Origin of the sequence: Variovorax sp. R-27 (assembly GCF_049913215.1) — a bacterium.
Lineage (GTDB): Bacteria > Pseudomonadota > Gammaproteobacteria > Burkholderiales > Burkholderiaceae_C > Variovorax.
This window is the reverse complement of the sequence record NZ_CP183984.1, coordinates 1,218,096-1,238,169: the sequence shown is the minus strand read 5'-3', so window position 1 is coordinate 1,238,169 and position 20,074 is coordinate 1,218,096. Positions and strand designations below refer to the sequence as shown.

The window sequence follows — 20,074 nt, the reverse complement described above, 5'->3', positions numbered from 1 at the left end:
AGGTAGGGCGGATCAGAACCGGTAGGTTGCCGCCACGTAGGTGACGATCGGGTTCAGCTTCAGGCTGGCTTCGCTATTGGCCACCGGCAGGCCGTAGATCGAGGTCGTCGTCAGCTTGGCCTTGGTCTTCAGCGGGATGTACGACACCGAGAACGAGACGCCCCAGTGCTTGTCGAACTGGTAGGCCGCGCCCACGTTGATCACCGGCGCGAACTTGCTGTCGAGCTTGGCCGTGGTGTTCACCGCGAACGGCGACTGGTGGAACTGGCCGGCCAGTGCGCTCTGCAGGTTCGAGGTCAGCTTGACGTCGCTGTACCAGACGTAGGTGGCGCCCAGGCCCACGAACGGCCGGAAGGCGTCGGTGCCCTCGTTGAAGAAGTACTTGCCCAGGATCGTCGGGCTCCACTGGCGCGCCTCGCCGAGCTGTCCGACGCGGCCGAGGGTGCCGGTGCCGTTGAGCTTGAACTTCGGCGGCACGCCGAACACGCCTTCCACCGCCCAGTGGCTGTCGAGGAAATAGGTGGCGTTGAGACCCACCGTGTCGGAATCGCTCACGCTAGCACCCGAGCCGGCCAGCACGCTCGGAATGGGCGAGGTCACGGTCAGCGGCTTGCTGGAATCCTGTGGTGACAGATGGAACCAGCCCGCGCCGACGACCCAGTCGCCCGCCTGCTGCGCCATCGCGCTTCCGGATGCCAAGGCACCCAGAGCCGCCAGCGCAAACATTGTTTTCTTCATGATGTGAATTGCTCCTTTGGTTGACATATCCCTCTGCGGATGCGGGCGTCGACTTGTGATTGCCGCTGAATTTCGTCCGATGAACGAACGATTTCCCGGTCCGCTCCGGGGATTATCGAACGACCGTTCTATTTTTTTGTACCGGGAGTATCCCTACACTGCACTTATGAAAATTTTTCTCGTTGGAGGTGCACTTCGCGACCGGCTGCTGCAGCGGCCGGTGTCCGACCATGACTGGCTGGTGGTCGGCGCCACGCCCGAAGAAATGGTGGCCCGCGGCTACCTGCCCGTGGGACGCGACTTTCCGGTGTTCCTGCACCCCGAGACGCGCGAGGAGTACGCGCTGGCACGCACCGAGCGCAAGAGCGCGCCGGGCTACCGCGGCTTTACCGTGCATTCCGCGCCCGACGTCACGCTGGAGCAAGACCTCGCGCGCCGCGACCTGACCGTCAACGCCATTGCGCTGCCGGCCGAACTTGTGAGCGCCGACGGCCGCTTCGACCCCACGCCCGCCACGCTGGCCGACCCCTTCCACGGCCAGCGCGACCTGCGCGACAAGGTGCTGCGCCACGTGACCGACGCCTTTCGCGAAGACCCGGTGCGCATCCTGCGCGTGGCGCGCTTCGCGGCACGCTTCGACGACTTCAGCGTCGCCCCCGAAACCATGGCGCTGATGCGCGAGATGGTCGCCGCCGGCGAGGTCGATGCGCTGGTGGCCGAGCGCGTGTGGCAGGAGCTGTCGCGCGGCCTGATGGAAACACGCCCCTCGCGCATGTTCGAGGTGCTGCGCGAATGCGGTGCGCTGGCCGTGCTGCTGCCCGAGCTCGACGGCGGCACGCAAGCGACGATGGCAGTCATCGATGCCAGCGCCCGCCTGCAGGCCTCGCTGGCGGTGCGCTTCGCCTGCCTCATGCGCAACGAGAGCGTCAAGCAGCTGCAGCAGGTGTGCGACCGCTGGCGCGTGCCGGTGGACATCCGCGAACTGGCCGAGGTGGTGGCGCGCGAGCATGGCCACATCGACGGCAGCGACGCGCTGGACGCCACGGGGCTGGTGCGCCTGCTGGAGCGCTGCGACGCCTTCCGCAAGCCCGCGCGCTTCGCCGAGGCGCTGCTGGCCTGCGAATGTGACTCGCGCGGCCAGCCCGGCTCCGGCGATGCGCCCTACCCGCAGCGCGAGCGCCTGCTCGCCGTGCTGGCGACGGCAGCGGCCGTGGCCACCGATGTGGTGGCCAAAGCCGCCCAGCAGTCCGGCGCCATCGGCCCGAAGATCGGCGAGGCGATCCACCAGGCCCGGGTCGAAGCCGTCGCGGCGTCGCTGTCCGCCAGGGCATGACTTCTGGCACTTCCCGGAGCAGACCCGGCCGATAGCATCGACCGGGTGAATGCCACCGCGCCGAAGCCCGCACTCGAATCCGACGCTTCCCAGCATCCGACCGATCCATCCGCCGGGCCGGACGACCTGAGCCTGCGCGTGCTGCGCGAGCATGTGGCCTCGGTGTACGCGGCCTACAACGCATCGGTGTTCGTGCACTTCGGCCTGGGCGCGGCGCTCGGCGCCGCCATGTACGTGCACCAGCCCCGCCTGTGGATCCTGGCCTGGATGGCGGCCCACCTGTCGTTCGGCCTCGCCCTCTTCTTCATGCCGCGCTGGCACGAGGGCGTGCCGCTCGCGGACACGACGCGCTGGGCGCGCCGGCATTCGCGCACCGTCACTGCCGTGAGCATAGCCACGGCCACCGCCCCGCTGCTGTTCATCTCGGCCGGCGACCTGCCCGTGACCTCGGTGGTAACGGTGGTCATCATCGGCAGCTGCGCCCGGGCCATGCAGCTGCTGTGGCCGCTCAAGCCCGCGCTGTACGGCTACACCCTGCCGATGATGCTGAGCCTGATTGCCGCGCTGGCCTGGCAAGGCGACGCCCTGCACTTCTTCCTCGCGGTGTTCAGCCTGGGCTACCTGTTGTTCACGCTGCGCGTGGGCGACCAGCAGCACAAGCTGCTGACCGACTCGCTGGTACTGCGCTTCGAGAACGAGGCGCTGGCCGCGCAGCTCGGCAAACAGATTGCCGTCGCCGAACGCGCCAGCGCCGAGAAGACGCGCTTCCTCGCCACCGCCAGCCACGACCTGCGCCAGCCGTTGCATGCCATCGCCCTGTTCGGCGCCGCGCTGGAGAACGAGCTGCGCGAGCACCATGGCGGACGCAACGCGCAGCGGCTGATGCGCGCGGTAAATGCACTGGGCAATTCGCTGGACACCATGCTCGACGTGTCGCGCCTCGACGCTGGCGTGGTCATGCCGGCCGTCGGGCCTGTGTCGCTGGATGCGCTGTTCCGCTCGCTCAACCACATGTTCGCGGCGCAGGCCGAGCAACGGCAATTGCAATTGCGGGTGCGCGCCAGCGGCCTGTGGGTGCGCAGCGATCCGCAGCTGCTGTACCGCATGCTCTCGAACCTCGTCGACAACGCGCTGAAGTACACGGCACGCGGCGGCGTTGCCGTGCGGGCCCGTTCGCGCGGCGACATGGTGTGGATCGAAGTGCTCGACACCGGCATCGGCATCGCGCCCGAGCAGCACGAGCGCGTGTTCGAGGAGTACTACCAGGTGCAGAATCCGGGCCGCGACCGCGCGCAGGGCCTGGGCATCGGCCTGTCGATCGTGCAGCGGCTCTCGCGCCTGCTGCAGCATCCGGTGCAGGTGAAGTCGCGCCTGGGCGGTGGCTCGCGCTTCCGCATCCAGCTGCCGGCCGCGGCGCCCCTGGTGGCCGACGTCGAGCCGGCCGCAGCTTTCCGCAGCACCGCTGCTTCGCCCGAGGCGGTGATCCATGCGACACGCGCACGCATCCTGCTGATAGACGACGAAGCGGAGATCCGCGAGGCCATGACCGGCCTCTTCCACGCCCACGACCTGGCCGTGGACGCCGTGGCCAGCGAAACCGAAGCCGTCGAGGTGCTGGGCCGGCCCGATGTGCAGGAGCGGCCCTTCGCACTGCTGATGTGCGACTACCGCCTTTCCAACGGCGACAACGGCCTCGACGTCGGCCTGAGGCTGCAGCGCCGCTTCGGGCTGCAGGCGCCGCTGATGCTGGTGACCGGCGAGACCTCGCCCGAGCGGCTGCAGCACGTGCGCGCCTCCGGGGTGCCGGTGCTGTTCAAGCCGGTGAACGCCGCGGCGCTGCTGCGTGCGCTTGCCGATGTGGTGCCCAAGGCCGCCTGATTCACGGCCCTGACCCCGACGCACGTCCGGTTTTGGCCGACACGCGCATGCTTCGACGCGTGTTAAGGTTTTTCCCGATGCCAAAGTCCTCCAGCAACTTGCAGTTGCCTCCTCCGTTGGGCCGGGATGCAGCCCTCTTCCTCGACTTCGACGGTACGCTGGTCGGGCTTGCGCCCACGCCTGAAGCCATCGAGATTCCGCCTGCCCTCGTGCCTCTGCTGAGCGACCTGCGCGACCAGCTCGGCGGCGCGCTTGCCGTGGTGTCGGGCCGCCAGATCGACTCCATCGACCGCTTTCTCGCACCGCTGCGGCTGCCCGCGGCCGGCGAGCACGGCGTGCAGCGCCGCAACGCCAGCGGCCACACGCAGGAGCAGCGCCCGCCCGATCTCATTCCCATCCTCGAAATTGCCAACGAACTCGCGCGCGTGCACGAAGGCCTGCTGGTGGAGCGCAAGCACGCCGCCATCGCCCTGCACTACCGGCTCGCGCCGCAGCTCGAAGCCGTATGCCGCGACGCGATGTCGCGCGCCATCGAAAACCATCCGCAGCTCGAACTCATGCACGGCAAGTTCGTGTTCGAGGTAAAGCCCACGGGTGTCAACAAGGGCATCGCCATCGACGCCTTCATGACCGAGGCGCCGTTCGCGGGCCGCACGCCGGTCTTTCTGGGCGACGACACCACCGATGAAAGCGGCTTTGCGGTAGTGCAGCCGCGCGGCGGCATCGCCATCAAGGTCGGCTCGGGGCCGAGCCTGGCGCTGCACCGGCTCGAATCGCCGCGCGCCGTCTACGAATGGCTGGTGCAGGCACGCGACATGCTGGCGACGCAAAAACCCGCAAAAACCAACGAAGAATCCCCGAGGAGCCCCCGATGAGCGAACAACAACTGCCGGTGGCGCCCGAGGATCGCGCCGGCCAGGCGCTGGCAGGCGCGGCCGGCCCGGACGACCGCGCGCCGGCCGACATGCAGGCAGCCGCAGCACCCGGCCCGCGCGGCTTTGCCCCGCCGGCCGAGCCTTCGCTCAACGTCGGCGTGATCGGCAACTGCGCCTACAGCGCACTCATCGACGCGCGCGGCCGTGCCGTGTGGTGCTGCCTGCCGCGCTTCGACGGCGACCCGGTGTTCAACGCCCTGCTGCACCCCGGCGAAGATGCGGGTGCGTGGAGCATCGACATCGAAGACTTCGCCGAGGCCAAGCAGTGGTACGAGCCGAACACGGCCGTGCTGCGCACGCAGCTGTTCGACAGCGCGGGCCAGGGCGTGGAGATCACCGACTTCGCGCCGCGCTTCTACAGCCGCTCGCGCTACTTCCGCCCGCTGATGATGGTGCGCCGCGTGCGGCCGATTGCCGGCGCGCCGCGCATCCGCGTGTCGCTCGATCCGCGCTTCCAGTGGGGCGCCTCGGCGCCGGTGGAGGTTACGCGCGGCAGCAACCACATTCGCTACGTGGGCCCCGACGTGACGCTGCGGCTGAACACCGACGCATCGATCTCGCACATCCTCTCGCGCCAGCCCTTCGTGCTCTCGCGCGAATACAACTTCATGTTCGGCGTGGACGAGACGCTGCTCGACGGCATTGCCGACACCGCGCGCAAGTTCGAGCAGGAAACCATCTCCTACTGGCGCACCTGGAGCAAGCGCCTGGCCATTCCCTTCGAGTACCAGGAGGCGGTGATCCGCGCGGCCATCACGCTGAAGCTCTCGCTGTACGAGGACACCGGCGCCATCGTCGCCGCCATGACCACCAGCATTCCCGAGGCGCCGGGCAGCCAGCGCAACTGGGACTACCGCTACTGCTGGCTGCGCGACGCATTCTTCGTGGTGCGCGCGCTCAATTCCCTGAGCGAAGTGGGCACCATGGAAGACTACCTGCGCTGGCTGGGCAACGTGGTGATCGGCTCGCACGGCGAGCACATCCAGCCGCTGTACGGCATCGGGCTGGAGCGCGAGCTGCCCGAGTCCTTTGTCGAGAACCTGGCGGGCTACCGCGGCATGGGCCCGGTGCGCGTGGGCAACCAGGCGCAGGAGCATTTCCAGCACGACGTGTACGGCAACATCGTGCTCGGCGCGGCGCAGGCCTTTCACGATCACCGGCTGCTCAGCCGCGCGGGGCTGGCGGAGTTTCCGCACCTCGAGGCGGTGGGCGAACAGGCGGTGCGCGTCTACGGCACGCCCGACGCGGGCATGTGGGAGCTGCGCACGCGCGCACGCGTGCACACCAGCTCGGCGCTGATGAGCTGGGCGGCCTGCGACCGGCTCAGCAAGATCGCCCGCGCGCTGCACCTGCCCGAGCGCGCCGCCTACTGGCACGGCCATGCCGCGCGCATGAAGGAAGAGATCCTCGCCAAGTCGTGGTGCGAAGAGCGCCAGGCCTTTGCGGAGAGCTTCGGCGGGCACGAGCTCGACGCGAGCATCCTGCTGATGGTGGAGGTCGGCCTGATCGACGCGCGCGACCCCCGCTTCATCTCAACGGTCGATGCAATGGAAAAGTCGCTGTGCGACGGCCCCTACATGCGCCGCTACGAGGCCGCCGACGACTTCGGCAAGCCCGAGACCGCCTTCAACATCTGCACCTTCTGGCGCATCGACGCACTCGCCAAGATCGGCCGCAAGGCCGAGGCGCGCCAGATCTTCGAGACCATGCTCGCCGCGCGCAACCCGCTGGGCCTGCTGTCGGAAGACACGCACCCGGTCACGGGCGAGATGTGGGGCAACTTTCCGCAGACCTATTCGATGGTCGGCATCATCAACGCGGCCGTGCGCCTGTCCGCTCCCTGGGATTCGTGCATATGAGTCGTCTTGTTGTCGTTTCAAACCGCGTGGCGGACCCACGCAAGCCGGCAGCCGGCGGACTGGCCGTGGCGCTCGGCGAAAGCCTGCAGCAAAGCGGCGGCATGTGGTTCGGCTGGAGCGGACAGGTCGTCGAAGGCGGCCCCACGGGCGAAGGCGAACTGCACCGGCAGCAGGCCGGCAAGGTAACGCTGGCCACCATCGACCTGAGCCGCGAAGACCACGACAGCTACTACCTCGGCTACAGCAACGACGTGCTCTGGCCGGTGTTCCACAACCGGCTCGACCTGGCGCACTTCGACGCCGGCTTCATCGGCGGCTACCGGCGCGTGAACCAGCTGTTCGCACGCAAGCTGCTGCCGCTGCTGAAGGAAGACGACATCATCTGGGTGCACGACTACCACCTGATCCCGCTGGCAGCCGAGCTGCGCGCCATGGGCTGCAGGCAGCGCATCGGCTTCTTCCTGCACATTCCGCTGCCGCCGCAGATCATCACCGCGGCCATTCCGCAGCACGAATGGCTGATGCGCTCGCTGTTCTCGTACGACCTGATCGGCTTCCAGGCGCAGCAGGACGTGCAGCACTTCGAGCACTACGTGCGCAACGAGGCTCACGGCGAGTACCTGGGCAACGACATGTACCGCGCCTACGGGCAGACGGTGCGAAGCAGCGCCTTTCCCATCGGCATCGACGTCGACGAATTCGCGGCGCTCACGCATGCAAAAGAATCGCGCGACATGTACGAGACCATGAAGCGCGAGTATTCGAGCCGCCGGCTGCTGCTGGGCATCGACCGGCTCGACTACTCCAAGGGTATTCCGCAGCGGGTGCGTTCGTTCCGCGAGCTGCTGGCCAACTACCCCGAGAACCGGCGCAGCGCCACGCTGATCCAGATCGCCTCGCCCACGCGCGAGACGGTCGACGCGTATGGCGACATCCGGCGCGAGCTCGAATCGCTCTGCGGTGCCATCAACGGCGACTACGGCGAACTCGACTGGATGCCGGTGCGCTACATCCACCGCATGGTGGCGCGCAAGCGTGTGCCAGGGCTGTGCCGCGCGGCGGCCGTGGGGCTTGTAACGCCACTGCGCGACGGCATGAACCTCGTCGCGAAGGAATACATCGCGGCGCAGGACCCGGCGGACCCGGGCGTGCTGGTGCTGTCACGCTTTGCGGGAGCGGCCGAGCAGTTGAAGGAAGCGCTGCTGGTGAATCCGTACGACACGCACGGCACGGCGGAAACTGTTCAGCAGGCGCTGCAGATGCCGCTGGAGGAGCGGCGGGAGCGGCACCAGAAGTTGTTGTCGCGTATTCGTGAGCAGGATATTCACTGGTGGCGGAATAGCTTTCTCGAGGCGCTGCGGGAAGCGGCTAGCGAACGTTGATTGTTCGGGGTGCGATCACGCCGACGGGGGACATTCGCGGAGGGGAGTACCCGGTGTCATTCGCACGCACCCCGAACAAGTCCCCTACCAGCCAGTAAGCAGACGCACAAAGCGCATCACAGGCCGCGCCTCCACGGCCGAAACCTGCGCAACCAGCGGCACGTGCACCCGCAAATGCACCGGCGTCAGCGCAGACACTTCGATCCAGCCGCCGTGCGGCAGCCGATGCACCTCGCCTTCCTCGAGCAGCGTCTCGGCCATGAACACGGTCTCGCCGAACCATCCGGGCGGCGACACGACCCGGGCGCGGCCCTCGGCCAACTGGAGCCAGGCCCCGGCATCGACCGAGGTGCGCAGGGACTGGCCGGGTTCCAGAACGATGGAATCGGGCGCTTGGGAGAGGGTGGTGATCATGGCGAACCTCGGGTGAATGAGGGTTCATCGTAGAAATTCCGTCGCCTAAAAAACAGGCACACGCCATGGCTATTGCGACCGTAACAGCGGTGCCGCCGACGCATCTGTTATGGTCGTTTTCCCTAGCAACTGCATCTGTTTTCGGATGCCCGATACGGGGAACATCGACCCCATGGACTCGCTACCGCTCTACCGCCAGCTCTCCGCGCACTATGTGGACGCGATCCACACCGGCTCCCTCAAGCAGGGCGACAAGCTGCCCTCGCTGCGCAGCCTGATGCGGCTGCACGACATCAGCCTGTCGACCGCGCTGCAGGTCTGCCGAGCCATGGAAAGCGACGGCTGGGTCGAGGCCCGCGACCGTTCGGGCTACTTCGTGCGGCGGCCACAGCGGCTGGCCATCGCGCCGATGGAAGAGCCGATTGCCGACGTGCCGCCCGACCCCGCGCAGTTCGTCAGCATGCGCACACGCATGGCCAACTTCATGGCGCGTGGCCGGCACACGGGCGTGAAGCTCAACTTCGCCATCGCCCGCGCGGCTCCCGAGCTGTATCCCGCCGAGGCCCTGCGCAACTCGATGACGCGCGCACTGCGCCAGCGACCCGAGCTGCTGACCACCGCCTCGTCGCAGAAGGGCCACGAGCAGTTTCGCGAAGCGCTGGCACAGCGCAGCCTGCGCGTGGGCATGACGGTGCCGCCCGACGAAGTGCTCGTCACCAACGGCTGCATCGAGGCGCTGAACCTCGCGCTGCGCGCCATCGCCAAGCCCGGCGACACGGTGGCCGTGGAGTCGCCCACCTTCTACGGCCTGCTGCAGGTGCTCGAAAGCCTGGGGCTGCGCGCGCTGGAGATTCCGACCAGCCCGCAAACGGGCATCTCCCTGGAAGCGCTCGACCTCGCCATCCACACCTACGACGACATCAAGGCCGTGGTAGTGGTGCCGCACCTGCAGAACCCCATCGGCAGCGTGATGCCCGACGCCCACAAGCAGCGGCTGGTGCACCTGTGCGAGAGCCACGGCATCGCGCTCGTCGAAGACGACACCTACAGCGACCTCGTGGAAAGCGACGCGCCGCTGCGCGCGGTGAAGTCGTGGGACCGCACGGGCAACGTGATCTATTGCGCCTCGCTGCACAAGGTGCTGGCGCCGGGGCTGCGGCTGGGCTGGATCACCGCCGGGCGCTGGCACGCGCAGGTGGAAATGCTCAAGTACGCGCAGACCCGCAACAACGAGGCGCTGGCGCAGATCGCCGCGGGCGAGTTCGTCGCGAGCGGCGGCTACGACCGCCACCTGCGCCGGCTGCGCGAGCGGCTGCACGTGCAGCGCGACCAGACGGCGGATGCCATCGCCAAATACTTTCCGTCGGGCACGCGGCTGAACCTGCCGCGCGGCGGGCTGCAGCTGTGGGTCGAGCTGCCCGGGCAACGCTCGTCGGTGGACGTGTTCGACGCGGCGCTGCGCGAACACATGCTGGTGGCGCCGGGCGCACAGTTTTCGAACTCGGGGCGCTTCGACAACTACCTGCGCATCAACTGCGGCTGGCCATATTCGAAGGCGGTGGATGCGGGGCTGCAGCGGCTGGGCGAGATCGTGTCGGCCGTGCGGCCGCCGCACTAGCAGCCAGCCGGCGATTCAGACGATGTAGAACACGACGGCGTCGCGCCTTGCGGCCGCGCCGGCGAAGAAGCGCTTCACACCTTCCATGAAGCCCTCGAGGTCCCGGGCGCCGTCCTGCCAGACCTTGGCCCAGTAGAGTTCGCTGAACTTCGCCGGCTCGCCGGTGAAACGGCCCATCAGTTCCGCCACGTCGCGCTGCGCGAGCCGGGCCGCGGTGCGCTCGACGTGAGCGGCCGTGAGATAGATGCAGCCCAGCCCGTCGGTGCCGTCGAGCTCCTCGCCGTCCACCGCCTCGGGCAGCAGCGTGCGCACCACGTCCCAGGCCTGCTCCACTGTCTGGCTGTCGTGCGGGCCGCCCTGCGCGGCTGGCGAATGCAGGAAGCCCGACACGGTGGACGGATCGATCACCAGCGCGCGCAGCCGGTAGCGGTCCAGGGCGTAGAAGGCGCCGCCGATGCTCATGTGCTGGGTTCCATGCGTGCGGCGCGAGCGACCGTGGCGAGCACCATGCTCACGCTGTCGATGTTGCGCTGCGCGTTGTCGATGTTCCTGAAGTGGTCGGGCGCGCAGATCTGGTTGAGCAGCAGCGTGCGCTTGAAATGCATCAGCGCCTGGCGCAAGTCGCCCTCTTCCTGCGCGATCAGGCCCAGGTCGTTGTGGGCGGTTGCGGCCGCCTGGGAAATGCCCCGGCAGTTGCCCTGCTGGATGTCGAGCGAGCGCTCGAACAGCGGCCTGGCCTTGTCGAATTCGCGGCGCGCCATGAACAGGCTGGCGAAGTTGTTGAGCATGTCGGAGTGCAGTTCGGCGTCGCCCTCGCCCGGCGGGAGCTTGTCCAGATGCACGAGGGCGCGCGCGTAGCAAAGCTCGGCTTTGGCGTCCTGGCCGGACTCGGCATAGAGAAACGCCAGGTTGTTGAATGCGCGCACCACGCCATCGCTGGAGCCGCCCCGGGCTTCGGCCACCGCCATGGCGATGGTCTTCTTGTAGAGCGCTTCGGCCTCTTCGGCCCGCCCGGCCGCGGCATGCAGCAGCGCCAGGGTGTTGGTCGGCCCGCGCCGCCAGCTGTCGTCGAGGCCGAGCAGCCCGATCATGGCCAGGGCTTCGTCCGCCGAGGCCTGTGCCTTGTCGTACCACTGCAGCCGGCGGCACAGTTCCGCATAGCTGGCCAGCTGGAGCACCACGGCCCTGTCCGCGCCGCCGTACAGCCGGCGACTGGCGGCGACGGCTTCGGCGCAGAACTTCTCGGCCCGGGGCAGGTCGCCCTGGGCCAGTGCGTCGCGGTAGCGCGCGTCGCGGTCTTCGAGCAGGTTCAGCAGCGCGCCTTCTTCGTCGGATGCAGCGCCGTGGGCCTTGCGTTCGGCGATGCCGGTCAGGGTCAGGTCCAGCGCCTTGCGGGCGATGTCCATGTCTTCCGCCGGCATGCCGATCTTGCGGCCGATGGAAAGGCTTTCCTCCAGGCTGGCCCGGGCCCTGTCGAAGGCCTTGAACTGGTAGCAGGCCTGGCCGAGCATGCACAGCGTCATCGCGAGGTTCTGGTGCGGGCCCTTGAACACGCGGCGCGCGGTGGCGACGATCTGCTCGGCGATGGCAACGGCGCCGGCCCAGTCTTCGGCCTCGGCGGCGGCCACGAAGCGCTCCTGCAGCTTGTTGGCTTCGGCGAGGGCGGCGAGGTCGTATTCCTTGGCCTCTCGTGTCCCGGCGCGACGGGCGCGCTGGCGGGCCGGAGCTTCTTCACCATCTTCGACAGCGGCCCCGTCCTGCTGCTTCATCCGCCGGTAGATCCAGTAGACGTCGAACAGCATCCACGGCAGCACAAGCGCCAGGCCGAAGCGCGATCCCGGCAGGCCGGCAACGCCATACAGCAGCAGCGCCAGTTGCGCCGCGCCGCCCAGGTAGCTCCCGAGATAGAAGCGATGCGCCCCGATGAAACCGCCCACCAGCCACAACAAGTAGGCATAGGAGCGACGGCGAGGCAGCAGGGTCATGATGTTCGCCGGATCGTACGATGTGGCCGTTCAGTCGAGCAGCGCCAGTGCGGCGTAGTCGCCGACCTTGTCGCCCAGGCCGGCGGGCACGAGGCGCACGCCCTGCGTGAGCGGCGGCAGCTTGCCGTCTACATGCGCCTGCAGCCTCGGCAGCAGAAAGTCGCGGTGGTGCCAGAACACGCTGCCGCCCAGGCTGACGCGCTGCAGGTCGAGCGTGGCGATCAGGTTGTAGAGCATGCGGCCCATCACCCTGCACAGCGCGTCGACGATTTCCAGCGAATGCGGCTCGCCAGCCGCGGCCGAGCTGAACAGATCGGCCGCGGGCTGGCCGAAGCGCCGGGCGATCGAGTTGCCGGCAATCAGCCCTTCGACGTCGCCGACGTTGCCGCAGCCGCACAGCGCCCCGCTGGCGTCGTCCACCACGAAGCTGTGGCCCGCATGGCCGGCGTTGCCGTTCTTGCCGCGCAGCGCGCGGCCGTCCACGCACAGGCCGACGCCGACGCCGGTGCTCCACGTAACGTAGGCACAATCGTCCAGCCCCTTGAGCGCGCCCCAGTGGCGCTCGGCCTCCAGCGCGGCGACCGCATCGTTCTCGACCCGCACGCGGGCGAAGCGCTTTGCCAGCGGCGCCTCGACCAGCGCAGTCATCCATGTGTTGGGCAGGCCGCGCGCCGGGCCGGCGATGCCGCCGCAGATGTTGGGCGTGGCCAGTTCGACCTTGCCCTCGCGCAGCTCGAAGGGCCCGGCCGACGACACGCCCACGCGGTCGATGGTTGCGGCATCGATGCCTTGCTCCGCGCAGACCTCGTCGATCATCCGCATGATCTGCACCGCCACCGCGTCGTTGTCGCCGGTCTTGGCCGTGGGCTCGCTGCGGCGGCCAATCAGCGGCGCGTCGCTCGAAGCGGAAAGGCTTACGGCCACCTTGGTGCCGCCGATGTCTACGCAGGCTCTCATTGCTGTTTGTCTTTTCTCTACAGAAGACGCGCGACCAGCGCCGCGATCATGCTGAGCACCACGGTGCTGGCAATCGGCAGTTGCCACTCGCGGCCGAAGGCGCGGAACTCGAAATCGCCGGGCAGTCGTCCGAAGCCGAAGCGGCGCAGCCAGGCGGTCAGGCCGCTCATGAGCACCAGTGCGAGGACGACGACGATCAGCCAGCGGAACATGTTCGACAGTCTAGGCCGAGAGGATGGCCATCGCTTGCCGGTGGAGTTCGGGCGTTGCCGCCGCGATCACCCGCCCGTCTGACTTCAGCCCCAGCGGCTGGCCCTGCCAGTCGGTGATGACGCCGCCCCCGGCCTCGATCAGACCGGCGGGGCCGAGGTAGTCGTAAGGCTGCAGGCCAGTCTCGACCACGAGGTCGATGGTGCCGCCCGCCAGCTGGGCGTAGCCGTAGCAGTCGCCGCCGAAGCGGCGCATCGCGCACTGGCGGCTGAGCCGGTCGAAGGCAGTCCAGTCGGCCGGCGCGAAGATGTCGGGCGAGGTGGTGACGATGCGGGCCTTGGCCACCTCGGTGCAGCTGCTGGCGCGCACGGGCTGGCCGTCGCGCGTGGCGCCCTTGCCGGCCTCGCCGATCCAGCGCTCCTTGAGCACCGGCATGTCGACCACGCCCAGCACGATGCGGCCGCCCTGCAGCACACCGATCAGCGTGCCCCACAGCGGCGAGCCGGTGATGAAGCTGCGCGTGCCGTCGATGGGGTCGAGCACCCAGACGCGCTCTGCGTCGAGCCGCTCGGGGCCGTGCTCCTCGCCGTAGATGCCGTCGGCAGGCACGCGCGCGCCAAGGATTTCGCGCATGGCCGTCTCGGCGGCGCGGTCGGCCAGCGTGACCGGGCTTTCGTCGGCCTTGGTGATGATGTCCAGCGGCGTACGAAAGTAGTGCATCGACTGCGCTGCGGCGGCATCGGCCAGCGCCTGGGCAATCGACGAAAGATCGGGGGTCGAGGAGCTCATGGGAGAGTGGTTAACACATGCCAAAACCTGCGATTAGACCCGAGCCGGGCCGGGTTTGACACGGCGGGGGCGCCAGTCCTAGCATGGCCCGAAAATTGCCAGGAGACAAAACAAATGGCCTCGCTCAAATTCCTGCGCACCACGCTGCTCGCCCTCCTGCTAGGCGCCTCGGCCCTGCTGGCGCACGCCACCCCTTCCGACGCCGAGGACAAGCTGATCGACACGCTGATCCAGCGCGTCTCGAAGATGTCGGCCATGGTCTTCCTGCGCAACGGCAACGAATACACCGCCGCCGACGCCGCCAAGCACATGCAGGCGAAGTACGACTACTTCAAAAAGGAGCTGGTGACGGCCGAAGACTTCATCGAGCGCTGCGCCTCGCGCTCGGAGATGACGGGGCAGGCCTACAAGGTGAAGCTCAACAACGGCACGGTGCGCGACGCCAACGAGTTCCTCAACGGCGAGCTGCGCTCGATGCGGCAAGCCGCGAAGAAGACCAGCGGCTAGCTAGCGCTGCTGCCCCCAGCGGCGCACCGTGAGCCGCTCCAGCGTCTTGAAGCCCAGGCTCTCGACCAGCAGGCCGATCAGCACCACCATCGCAAGGCCCGCGAACACGCGGTCGGTGTACAGCTCGTTGCGGTTCTGGAAGATGTACCAGCCCAGCCCGCCCTTGCCCGACGAGGCGCCGAACACCAGTTCGGCCGCGATCAGCGTACGCCAGGCAAAGGCCCAGCCGATCTTCAGGCCCGACAGGATCGACGGCAGCGCAGCCGGCACCAGGATCTGCAGCACGTAGCGCAGGCCCTTCAGCCCGTAGTTGCGCCCCGCCATGCGCAGCGTTTCGGGCACGCCCTGGAAGCCCGCATAGGTGTTGAGCGCCAGCGGCCACAGCACCGAATGGATCAGCACGAACACGAGGCTGCCGCGCCCCAGCCCGAACCACAGCAGCGCCAGCGGCAGCAGCGCGATGGCGGGCAGCGGGTTGAACATCGAAGTTAGCGTGTCCAGCAGGTCGCGGCCGATCTGCGTCGACACGGCGAGCGTGGTGAGCGCGAATGCCAGCAGCACGCCGGCGAGGTAGCCCTGTAGCAGCACGGCCAGCGAGATACGCACCTTCTCGATCAGCTCGCCGCTGGCAAGCCCTTCGAACAGCGCGCTCGCCGTGGCGGTGAAGGTGGGCAGCAGCAGGTCGTTGTTCTGCCAGCGGGCTGCAAGCTCCCACAGCACGGCGATGACGGCGAGGATCAGCCCCTTGCGCAGCCAGGCCTGCGACCAGATGCGCGCGCCCAGGGGCAGCGTGCGTTCGACCGGCAGCTCGGTGAAGGGCTCGAGCGTGCGCTCGTATTCGGGGCGGATGGGAGGAACGATGGCACTCATGCCGCGGCCTCCTCGTGCTCTTCTTCGAAAAGCATGTCGTGGATGCGCTGCGCCGTGTTTTGGAACTCGGCGCCACCCAGGCTCGCAAGCGAAAAGCCGTGGCTGTTGATCTCGGCGCGCATGCGCCCCGGGTGCGGCGACAGCAAAGCGATGCGGTTGCCCACCACCAGAGCCTCTTCGATCGAATGCGTGACGAACAGCAGCGTGAAGCGCACCTCGTCCCACAGCTCGAGCAGTTCCTGCTGCATCTTGCGGCGCGTGAGCGCGTCGAGTGCGGCAAAGGGTTCGTCCATCAGCAGCACGCGCGGCTGCATCGCGAGCGCGCGTGCAATCGCCACGCGCTGCTTCATGCCACCTGAAAGCTGGTGCGGATGCACATCGGCAAACTTTGCAAGGCCGACCTTGTCGAGGTAGTGCAGCGCGCGTTCGGCGGCTTCCTTCTTGCCGAGCGTGCGCGAAGCCAGCAGCGGGAACATCACGTTCTGCTTCACGGTCTTCCACGGCGGCAGCTGGTCGAACTCCTGGAACACAACGATGCGGTCGGGGCCGGGCTGTGTCACCCGCTGGCCTTCGAGGCGGATTTCGCCTTCGACCGGCGGGATGAAGCCCGCCACGGCCTTCAGCAGCGTGGACTTGCCGCAGCCCGAGGGGCCGAGCAGCACGAAACGGTCGGCGGCGTGGACATCGAAACTCACGCGGTGCGTGGCGCGGACGACTCGCTCGGGGGTACGGTATTCGAGGCTGACCTTGTCCACCTGTAGCAGCGGTGCGCTTTCTTGCCCCCTCTCCCTCTCTCGCTCGCGGGAGAGGGTTGGGGTGAGGGCGGGTGGCGATGCCAGAGGCTCCCCCCTCACCCCTGCCCTCTCCCGATGTGAGAGGGAGTCACCCCGGGAAGGCAAAGCCGCTGCCGTGCTCATCGATCAATTCCCCGACGAATTCTGCGCATCGTCGAAGAAGTAATCCTTCACCGAAGCCGGCTTGTTCTTGATCGCGCCCACACGGTGCATGAACTCCGCCAGCGGATACGTGTTCTGCGGCGTGGTCTTGAACTGCACTTCGGGGTTCTTGATGATCTTCAGCAGCAGATCGCGGTCGAGCTTCGCGTTGCTCACCTTCAGGTAGATGTCGGCCGCCTTCTCAGGGTTGGCCGTGACGAACTTCGCCGCCTCGTCGAGCGCATCGACAAAGGCCTTGTACGTCTTCGGGTTCTCGCTGCGGAATTTCTCGGTGGCATAGAGCACCGTCGCCGACGATGGACCGCCCAGCACCTGGTACGAGTTGAGCACGATGTGCGCGTTCGGATTGCCCGCGAGCTCCTGCTCCTGGAACGGCGGATTGCCGAAGTGCCCCGTGATCTCCGTGCCGCCCTTGATGATGGCCGCAGCCGCATCGGGGTGCGGCAGCGCCACGCTGATCTTGTCGAGCCGGTTGAACTCCTTGTCGCCCCACAGCTTGGCCGAGGCGAACTGCAGCACGCGCGACTGCACCGACACGCCCACGGCGGGTAGCGCGATGCGGTCCTTGTCGGTGAAGTCGGCGATCGTCTTCACGTTCGGGTTGTTGCTCACCAGGTAATACGGAAAGTTGCCCAGCGAGGCCACGCCCTTCACGTTCTGCTTGCCCTTGGTGCGGTCCCACAGCGTGAGCAGCGGGCCCACGCCGGCGCCCGCGATCTCGATGTTGCCGGACAGCAGCGCGTCGTTGACGGCCGAGCCGCCCGAGAGCTTGACCCATTCGACCTTGGCGTCGACGCCCGCGGCCTTCGCGTGCTTCTCGATGAGCTTCTGCTCCTGCGCGACGTTGAGCAGCAGGTAGACGATGCCGAATTGCTCGGCGATGCGGATCTGGCCCTCAGCATGCGCAGCGAGGCTGCCGGCGAGAAGGCCGAGGCCGGTGACGAGCGCGGCGGCTTTGCGGGTGAAGCGGTTCATTGACTGTGGTTCGGAAGAAAGATCAGAAAGGCGTGTCGCCGACGATGGTGGTGCGGTTGAGGCGGCGGCGCAGGTGGTCTGGCGTGCCCGCTGCGAGGTGCATCAGCGAGCGGTTGTCCCAGAACACGAGGTCGTGCGGCGCCCACTGGTGGCGGTACACGAACTCGGGCTTCACGCTGTGCGCGAACAGCTCGGCGAGCAAGGCGTCGCTTTCGTCCTGCGGCAAACCGACGATGCGCGTGGTGAAGTGCTCGCTGACGAACAGCGCCTTGCGGCCTGTCTCGGGGTGCGTGCGCACCACGGGCTGGACGGCTGGGGCGACCTGATCGATCTGCGCTTGCGAGAGCTTGGGGCGCCACGGGTTCTTCGCGCGCAGCTCTTCGTACTTGGCGAGGTAGCTGTGCTCGGCCTTCAGCGGCAGGACGCGCTGCTGCAGCTCGGGGCTCAGCGACTCCCACGCGAGATGCTGGTCGGCGAACAGCGTGTCGCCGCCTTCGCTCGGCAGCTCCTGCGCATGCAGCAGGGAGCCCAGGCTGGGGTTGGGTTTGTACGAAATGTCGGAATGCCAGTAGACGCCTGCGTCGCCAAGGCCGATGGGCTCGCCGTTCTCCTTGATGTTGGAGACGATGAGGATCTCGGGGTGGTTCTTCAGCTGGAACTGGTGGAGGACGTGGATTTCGAGCGGGCCGAAGCGGCGGCTGAAGTCGATGTGCTCCTGCGGGGTGATCTGCTGGTCGCGGAATACCAGGACGTGGTGGTCGAGGTGGGCTTTGTGGATTCGGACGAAGTCTTCGGTGCTGATTGGCTTCGAGATGTCAAGGCCGATGATTTCGGCGCCGACCGGGGCATCGAAGGGGCGCACTTCGAAGTGCTGTGCGGCGGGCTCGGGCCTGCTGCTGGAAAGAACGGCTGTCATGCCGGGAATGTAGGGGCCGGTTTGTTGTTTCCCAACGAACTCTTCGTTGATAGCTTATGACTTTGGATGTTTGGGACGGGGGCCGGGTCTCGGCCCGGCGGCCGACTCACTTTCTTTTGCTTCGCCAAAAGAAAGTAAGCAAAGAAAAGGCGACCCTGCTGTCTGCGTCCCTTCGCTTCGCTTCGGGCAACCTGCGGTGCTCGACGTAGACGGGGGTCCGCAGAACTCGCTTCGCTCAAACAGCTGCGGCCCTGATCCCGTCTACGTCTGCGCTCCTCGGCGCAGCCAGAAGGGATGGGGGAACCCAGCAGGCCTTCGCTGCGCTCGGCCCCCGAACATCCAACAGCCAATACCAAGCCGAGCGAAGCAAAGGCCCGTTCCGTCTCCCCCTCCCCTCTGGCTGCGCCGAGGAGCGCAGCGTTTCGCGGATCAGGGCTCGCCCTTGTCTGAGCGAAGCGAGTTTGGGCGAGACCCCGCGCAACGCGAGCACCGCAGGTTGCCCCGTAGCGCAGCGAAGGGGTCGCAGACAGTGGGGTCGCCTTTCTTTTGCCTACTTTTCTTTGGCGAAGCAAAGAAAAGTAGGTCGCCCGCCGGGGCGAGTCCCGGCCCCGGAACACAAACAACCACAGTCACTCAAAGCGTATGACTGCGATCCCCATCAACAAACCCCATCGCATCCCAAGCCCCCCCAACAGCAAACCCGACAACCTTGAACAGTTCCCCCATCTCATGCTCATGGATCAACCGCGCAGCCATCGCCCGCTCGGCAACAGACCCGGCTTCCATCCGAGCCAACAACCCACAGTTCAGCAGAAACCGCGCCTGACTCGTATAGCCCAGCACCTCAAGCCCCGCGTCCTGCCCAGCCAGCGCAATACCCGTGAAGTCGACATGCGCAGTGATGTCCTTGTAGCCCACATCGGACAGCGGATCGCCATCAGCCTGGTGCGCCCGGTGGCACATCACCGTGCCCATATGCCGCTGCGGGTGGTAGTACTCGGCCTCGGGAAAACCGTAATCGATAAGAAAAGCCGCGCCCTTCCCAAGCCGATCCGCCAGCGTGGCAATGAATGCCCGAGCCTGCGGATGAATCTCGGTGAGGTAGTCGTGTTCGCCGGGCACTTCGATCGGCGGGCGAAGTTCGGTGGAACGGTCCGCCCATGCCCAACCGTCGTCGCTCGCATTGCGCACCACGCCGCGTTCGAACCACTGCCCGCCCACACGCGCCAGCAATTGCACAGGCATCGCATCGAGCACTTCGTTTCCGACCACCACGCCTTCCATCGACTCAGGCAGTTCGCTCAGCCACTCGACACGATCCGCATACCGCACCAGCGCCTGTTGCTGCCGCTCCCGCAACGTGCCGGACAGATCGACGATGCGATAGCGCACATCGGTACACCCCATCTCGTCGAGCGCATGCAGCAGCTGAACCGCCAACGCACCAGAGCCAGCACCGAATTCCCACACCGTGTCGGTCCCCGTCTTCTCCAGCGCCTCGGCCACCTGAGCCGCCAGGGTCTGGCCAAACATCGGCGTGAGTTCCGGCGCCGTCACGAAGTCGCTGCCCGAAGAAGGCATGTGCCCGAACTTGGCGGAAGTGTTGGCGTAGTAGCCCAGGCCGGGCGCATACAACGCGAGTGCCATGAAGCGGTCGAACCCGATCCATCCACCCGCGCGCTCGACGGAACGCGCGATGAGGTGGTCGAGGGCGGTAGGTAAACTGCTGGGGGTCGTCTTTGTCGTCACAGC

Annotated in this window: 19 protein-coding genes; 7 read left to right on the top strand and 12 right to left on the bottom strand. The window is 67.3% G+C overall.

The features are described 5' to 3' along the window. Positions 1-12: 12 nt before the first annotated feature. The gene (locus ACN9MV_RS05520) at positions 13-738 is read right to left on the bottom strand and encodes an OmpW/AlkL family protein (RefSeq protein WP_093056120.1); all 726 of its coding nucleotides are present in this window, start codon (positions 736-738) and stop codon (positions 13-15) included. Positions 739-904: 166 nt separating this feature from the next. On the opposite strand from ACN9MV_RS05520, the gene ACN9MV_RS05515 reads away from it, so the two are divergent. The 5 genes from ACN9MV_RS05515 (at position 905) to otsA (ending at position 8,125) form a co-directional block, all read left to right on the top strand. Further along, positions 905-2,071 carry a multifunctional CCA addition/repair protein gene (locus ACN9MV_RS05515; RefSeq protein ID WP_426391533.1) on the top strand — a complete coding sequence of 389 codons (1,167 nt, stop codon included), beginning with the start codon at positions 905-907 and terminating at the stop codon, positions 2,069-2,071. Positions 2,072-2,116: 45 nt separating this feature from the next. Next, a complete protein-coding gene (locus ACN9MV_RS05510; RefSeq protein WP_426391532.1) occupies positions 2,117-3,949 on the top strand; it encodes an ATP-binding response regulator in 1,833 nt (610 codons plus the stop codon). Between the two features lie 77 nt (positions 3,950-4,026). After that, positions 4,027-4,824 (top strand): trehalose-phosphatase, encoded by a 798-nt coding sequence (gene otsB / locus ACN9MV_RS05505; protein ID WP_093056127.1) that lies wholly within the window; start codon positions 4,027-4,029, stop codon positions 4,822-4,824. Next, positions 4,821-6,743: a glycoside hydrolase family 15 protein gene (locus ACN9MV_RS05500; RefSeq protein ID WP_093056129.1), complete on the top strand. Its 1,923-nt coding sequence runs from the start codon at positions 4,821-4,823 to the stop codon at positions 6,741-6,743. The genes otsB and ACN9MV_RS05500 overlap by 4 nt, the downstream gene beginning before the upstream one ends. Next, on the top strand, positions 6,740-8,125 hold the full coding sequence (gene otsA, locus ACN9MV_RS05495) for an alpha,alpha-trehalose-phosphate synthase (UDP-forming) (RefSeq protein WP_093078665.1): 1,386 nt from the start codon (positions 6,740-6,742) through the stop codon (positions 8,123-8,125). The genes ACN9MV_RS05500 and otsA overlap by 4 nt, the downstream gene beginning before the upstream one ends. 84 nt (positions 8,126-8,209) lie before the next feature. Here otsA and ACN9MV_RS05490 read toward each other — a convergent pair whose 3' ends face one another. Further along, a complete protein-coding gene (locus ACN9MV_RS05490) occupies positions 8,210-8,539 on the bottom strand; it encodes a hypothetical protein (RefSeq protein WP_093172976.1) in 330 nt (109 codons plus the stop codon). Between the two features lie 172 nt (positions 8,540-8,711). Between ACN9MV_RS05490 and ACN9MV_RS05485 the strand changes: the two genes are divergently transcribed. Next, positions 8,712-10,157: a PLP-dependent aminotransferase family protein gene (locus ACN9MV_RS05485; protein WP_426391531.1), complete on the top strand. Its 1,446-nt coding sequence runs from the start codon at positions 8,712-8,714 to the stop codon at positions 10,155-10,157. Positions 10,158-10,172: 15 nt separating this feature from the next. Here ACN9MV_RS05485 and ACN9MV_RS05480 read toward each other — a convergent pair whose 3' ends face one another. From ACN9MV_RS05480 to hisN, 5 genes are read right to left on the bottom strand one after another with little or no spacing between them, the layout of a single operon-like run. Continuing rightward, positions 10,173-10,619, bottom strand: a complete 447-nt coding sequence (locus ACN9MV_RS05480) for a DUF1877 family protein (protein WP_093056135.1) — start codon at positions 10,617-10,619, stop codon at positions 10,173-10,175. Continuing rightward, positions 10,616-12,142 carry a tetratricopeptide repeat protein gene (locus ACN9MV_RS05475; protein ID WP_426391530.1) on the bottom strand — a complete coding sequence of 509 codons (1,527 nt, stop codon included), beginning with the start codon at positions 12,140-12,142 and terminating at the stop codon, positions 10,616-10,618. Before ACN9MV_RS05475 ends, ACN9MV_RS05480 begins: the two co-directional genes overlap by 4 nt. A 30-nt stretch (positions 12,143-12,172) precedes the next feature. Next, entirely contained in the window at positions 12,173-13,099 is a 927-nt protein-coding gene (locus tag ACN9MV_RS05470; protein WP_426391529.1) for an ROK family protein, read from the bottom strand. 17 nt (positions 13,100-13,116) lie between these two features. Then, positions 13,117-13,311 (bottom strand): DUF2905 domain-containing protein, encoded by a 195-nt coding sequence (locus tag ACN9MV_RS05465; RefSeq protein WP_056509065.1) that lies wholly within the window; start codon positions 13,309-13,311, stop codon positions 13,117-13,119. A 10-nt stretch (positions 13,312-13,321) separates the two neighbouring features. After that, positions 13,322-14,098 carry a histidinol-phosphatase gene (gene hisN / locus ACN9MV_RS05460; RefSeq protein ID WP_426391528.1) on the bottom strand — a complete coding sequence of 259 codons (777 nt, stop codon included), beginning with the start codon at positions 14,096-14,098 and terminating at the stop codon, positions 13,322-13,324. A gap of 114 nt (positions 14,099-14,212) precedes the next feature. On the opposite strand from hisN, the gene ACN9MV_RS05455 reads away from it, so the two are divergent. Beyond that, on the top strand, positions 14,213-14,605 hold the full coding sequence (locus tag ACN9MV_RS05455) for a DUF5329 family protein (protein ID WP_093172984.1): 393 nt from the start codon (positions 14,213-14,215) through the stop codon (positions 14,603-14,605). Here the strand turns inward: ACN9MV_RS05455 and ACN9MV_RS05450 are convergent, their stop codons facing one another. From ACN9MV_RS05450 to ACN9MV_RS05430, 5 genes are all read right to left on the bottom strand, one after another. Continuing rightward, the gene (locus tag ACN9MV_RS05450; protein WP_093078655.1) at positions 14,606-15,475 is read right to left on the bottom strand and encodes an ABC transporter permease; all 870 of its coding nucleotides are present in this window, start codon (positions 15,473-15,475) and stop codon (positions 14,606-14,608) included. Next, positions 15,472-16,392, bottom strand: coding sequence for an ABC transporter ATP-binding protein (locus ACN9MV_RS05445; protein ID WP_426391527.1), 921 nt, complete (start codon positions 16,390-16,392; stop codon positions 15,472-15,474). Before ACN9MV_RS05445 ends, ACN9MV_RS05450 begins: the two co-directional genes overlap by 4 nt. 3 nt (positions 16,393-16,395) lie before the next feature. Further along, the gene (locus tag ACN9MV_RS05440; RefSeq protein WP_097200098.1) at positions 16,396-17,406 is read right to left on the bottom strand and encodes an ABC transporter substrate-binding protein; all 1,011 of its coding nucleotides are present in this window, start codon (positions 17,404-17,406) and stop codon (positions 16,396-16,398) included. Positions 17,407-17,428: 22 nt separating this feature from the next. Beyond that, positions 17,429-18,322, bottom strand: a complete 894-nt coding sequence (locus ACN9MV_RS05435; protein WP_097200099.1) for a TauD/TfdA dioxygenase family protein — start codon at positions 18,320-18,322, stop codon at positions 17,429-17,431. 633 nt (positions 18,323-18,955) lie between these two features. Then, entirely contained in the window at positions 18,956-20,071 is a 1,116-nt protein-coding gene (locus tag ACN9MV_RS05430; RefSeq protein WP_426391526.1) for a class I SAM-dependent methyltransferase, read from the bottom strand. Positions 20,072-20,074: the final 3 nt, after the last annotated feature.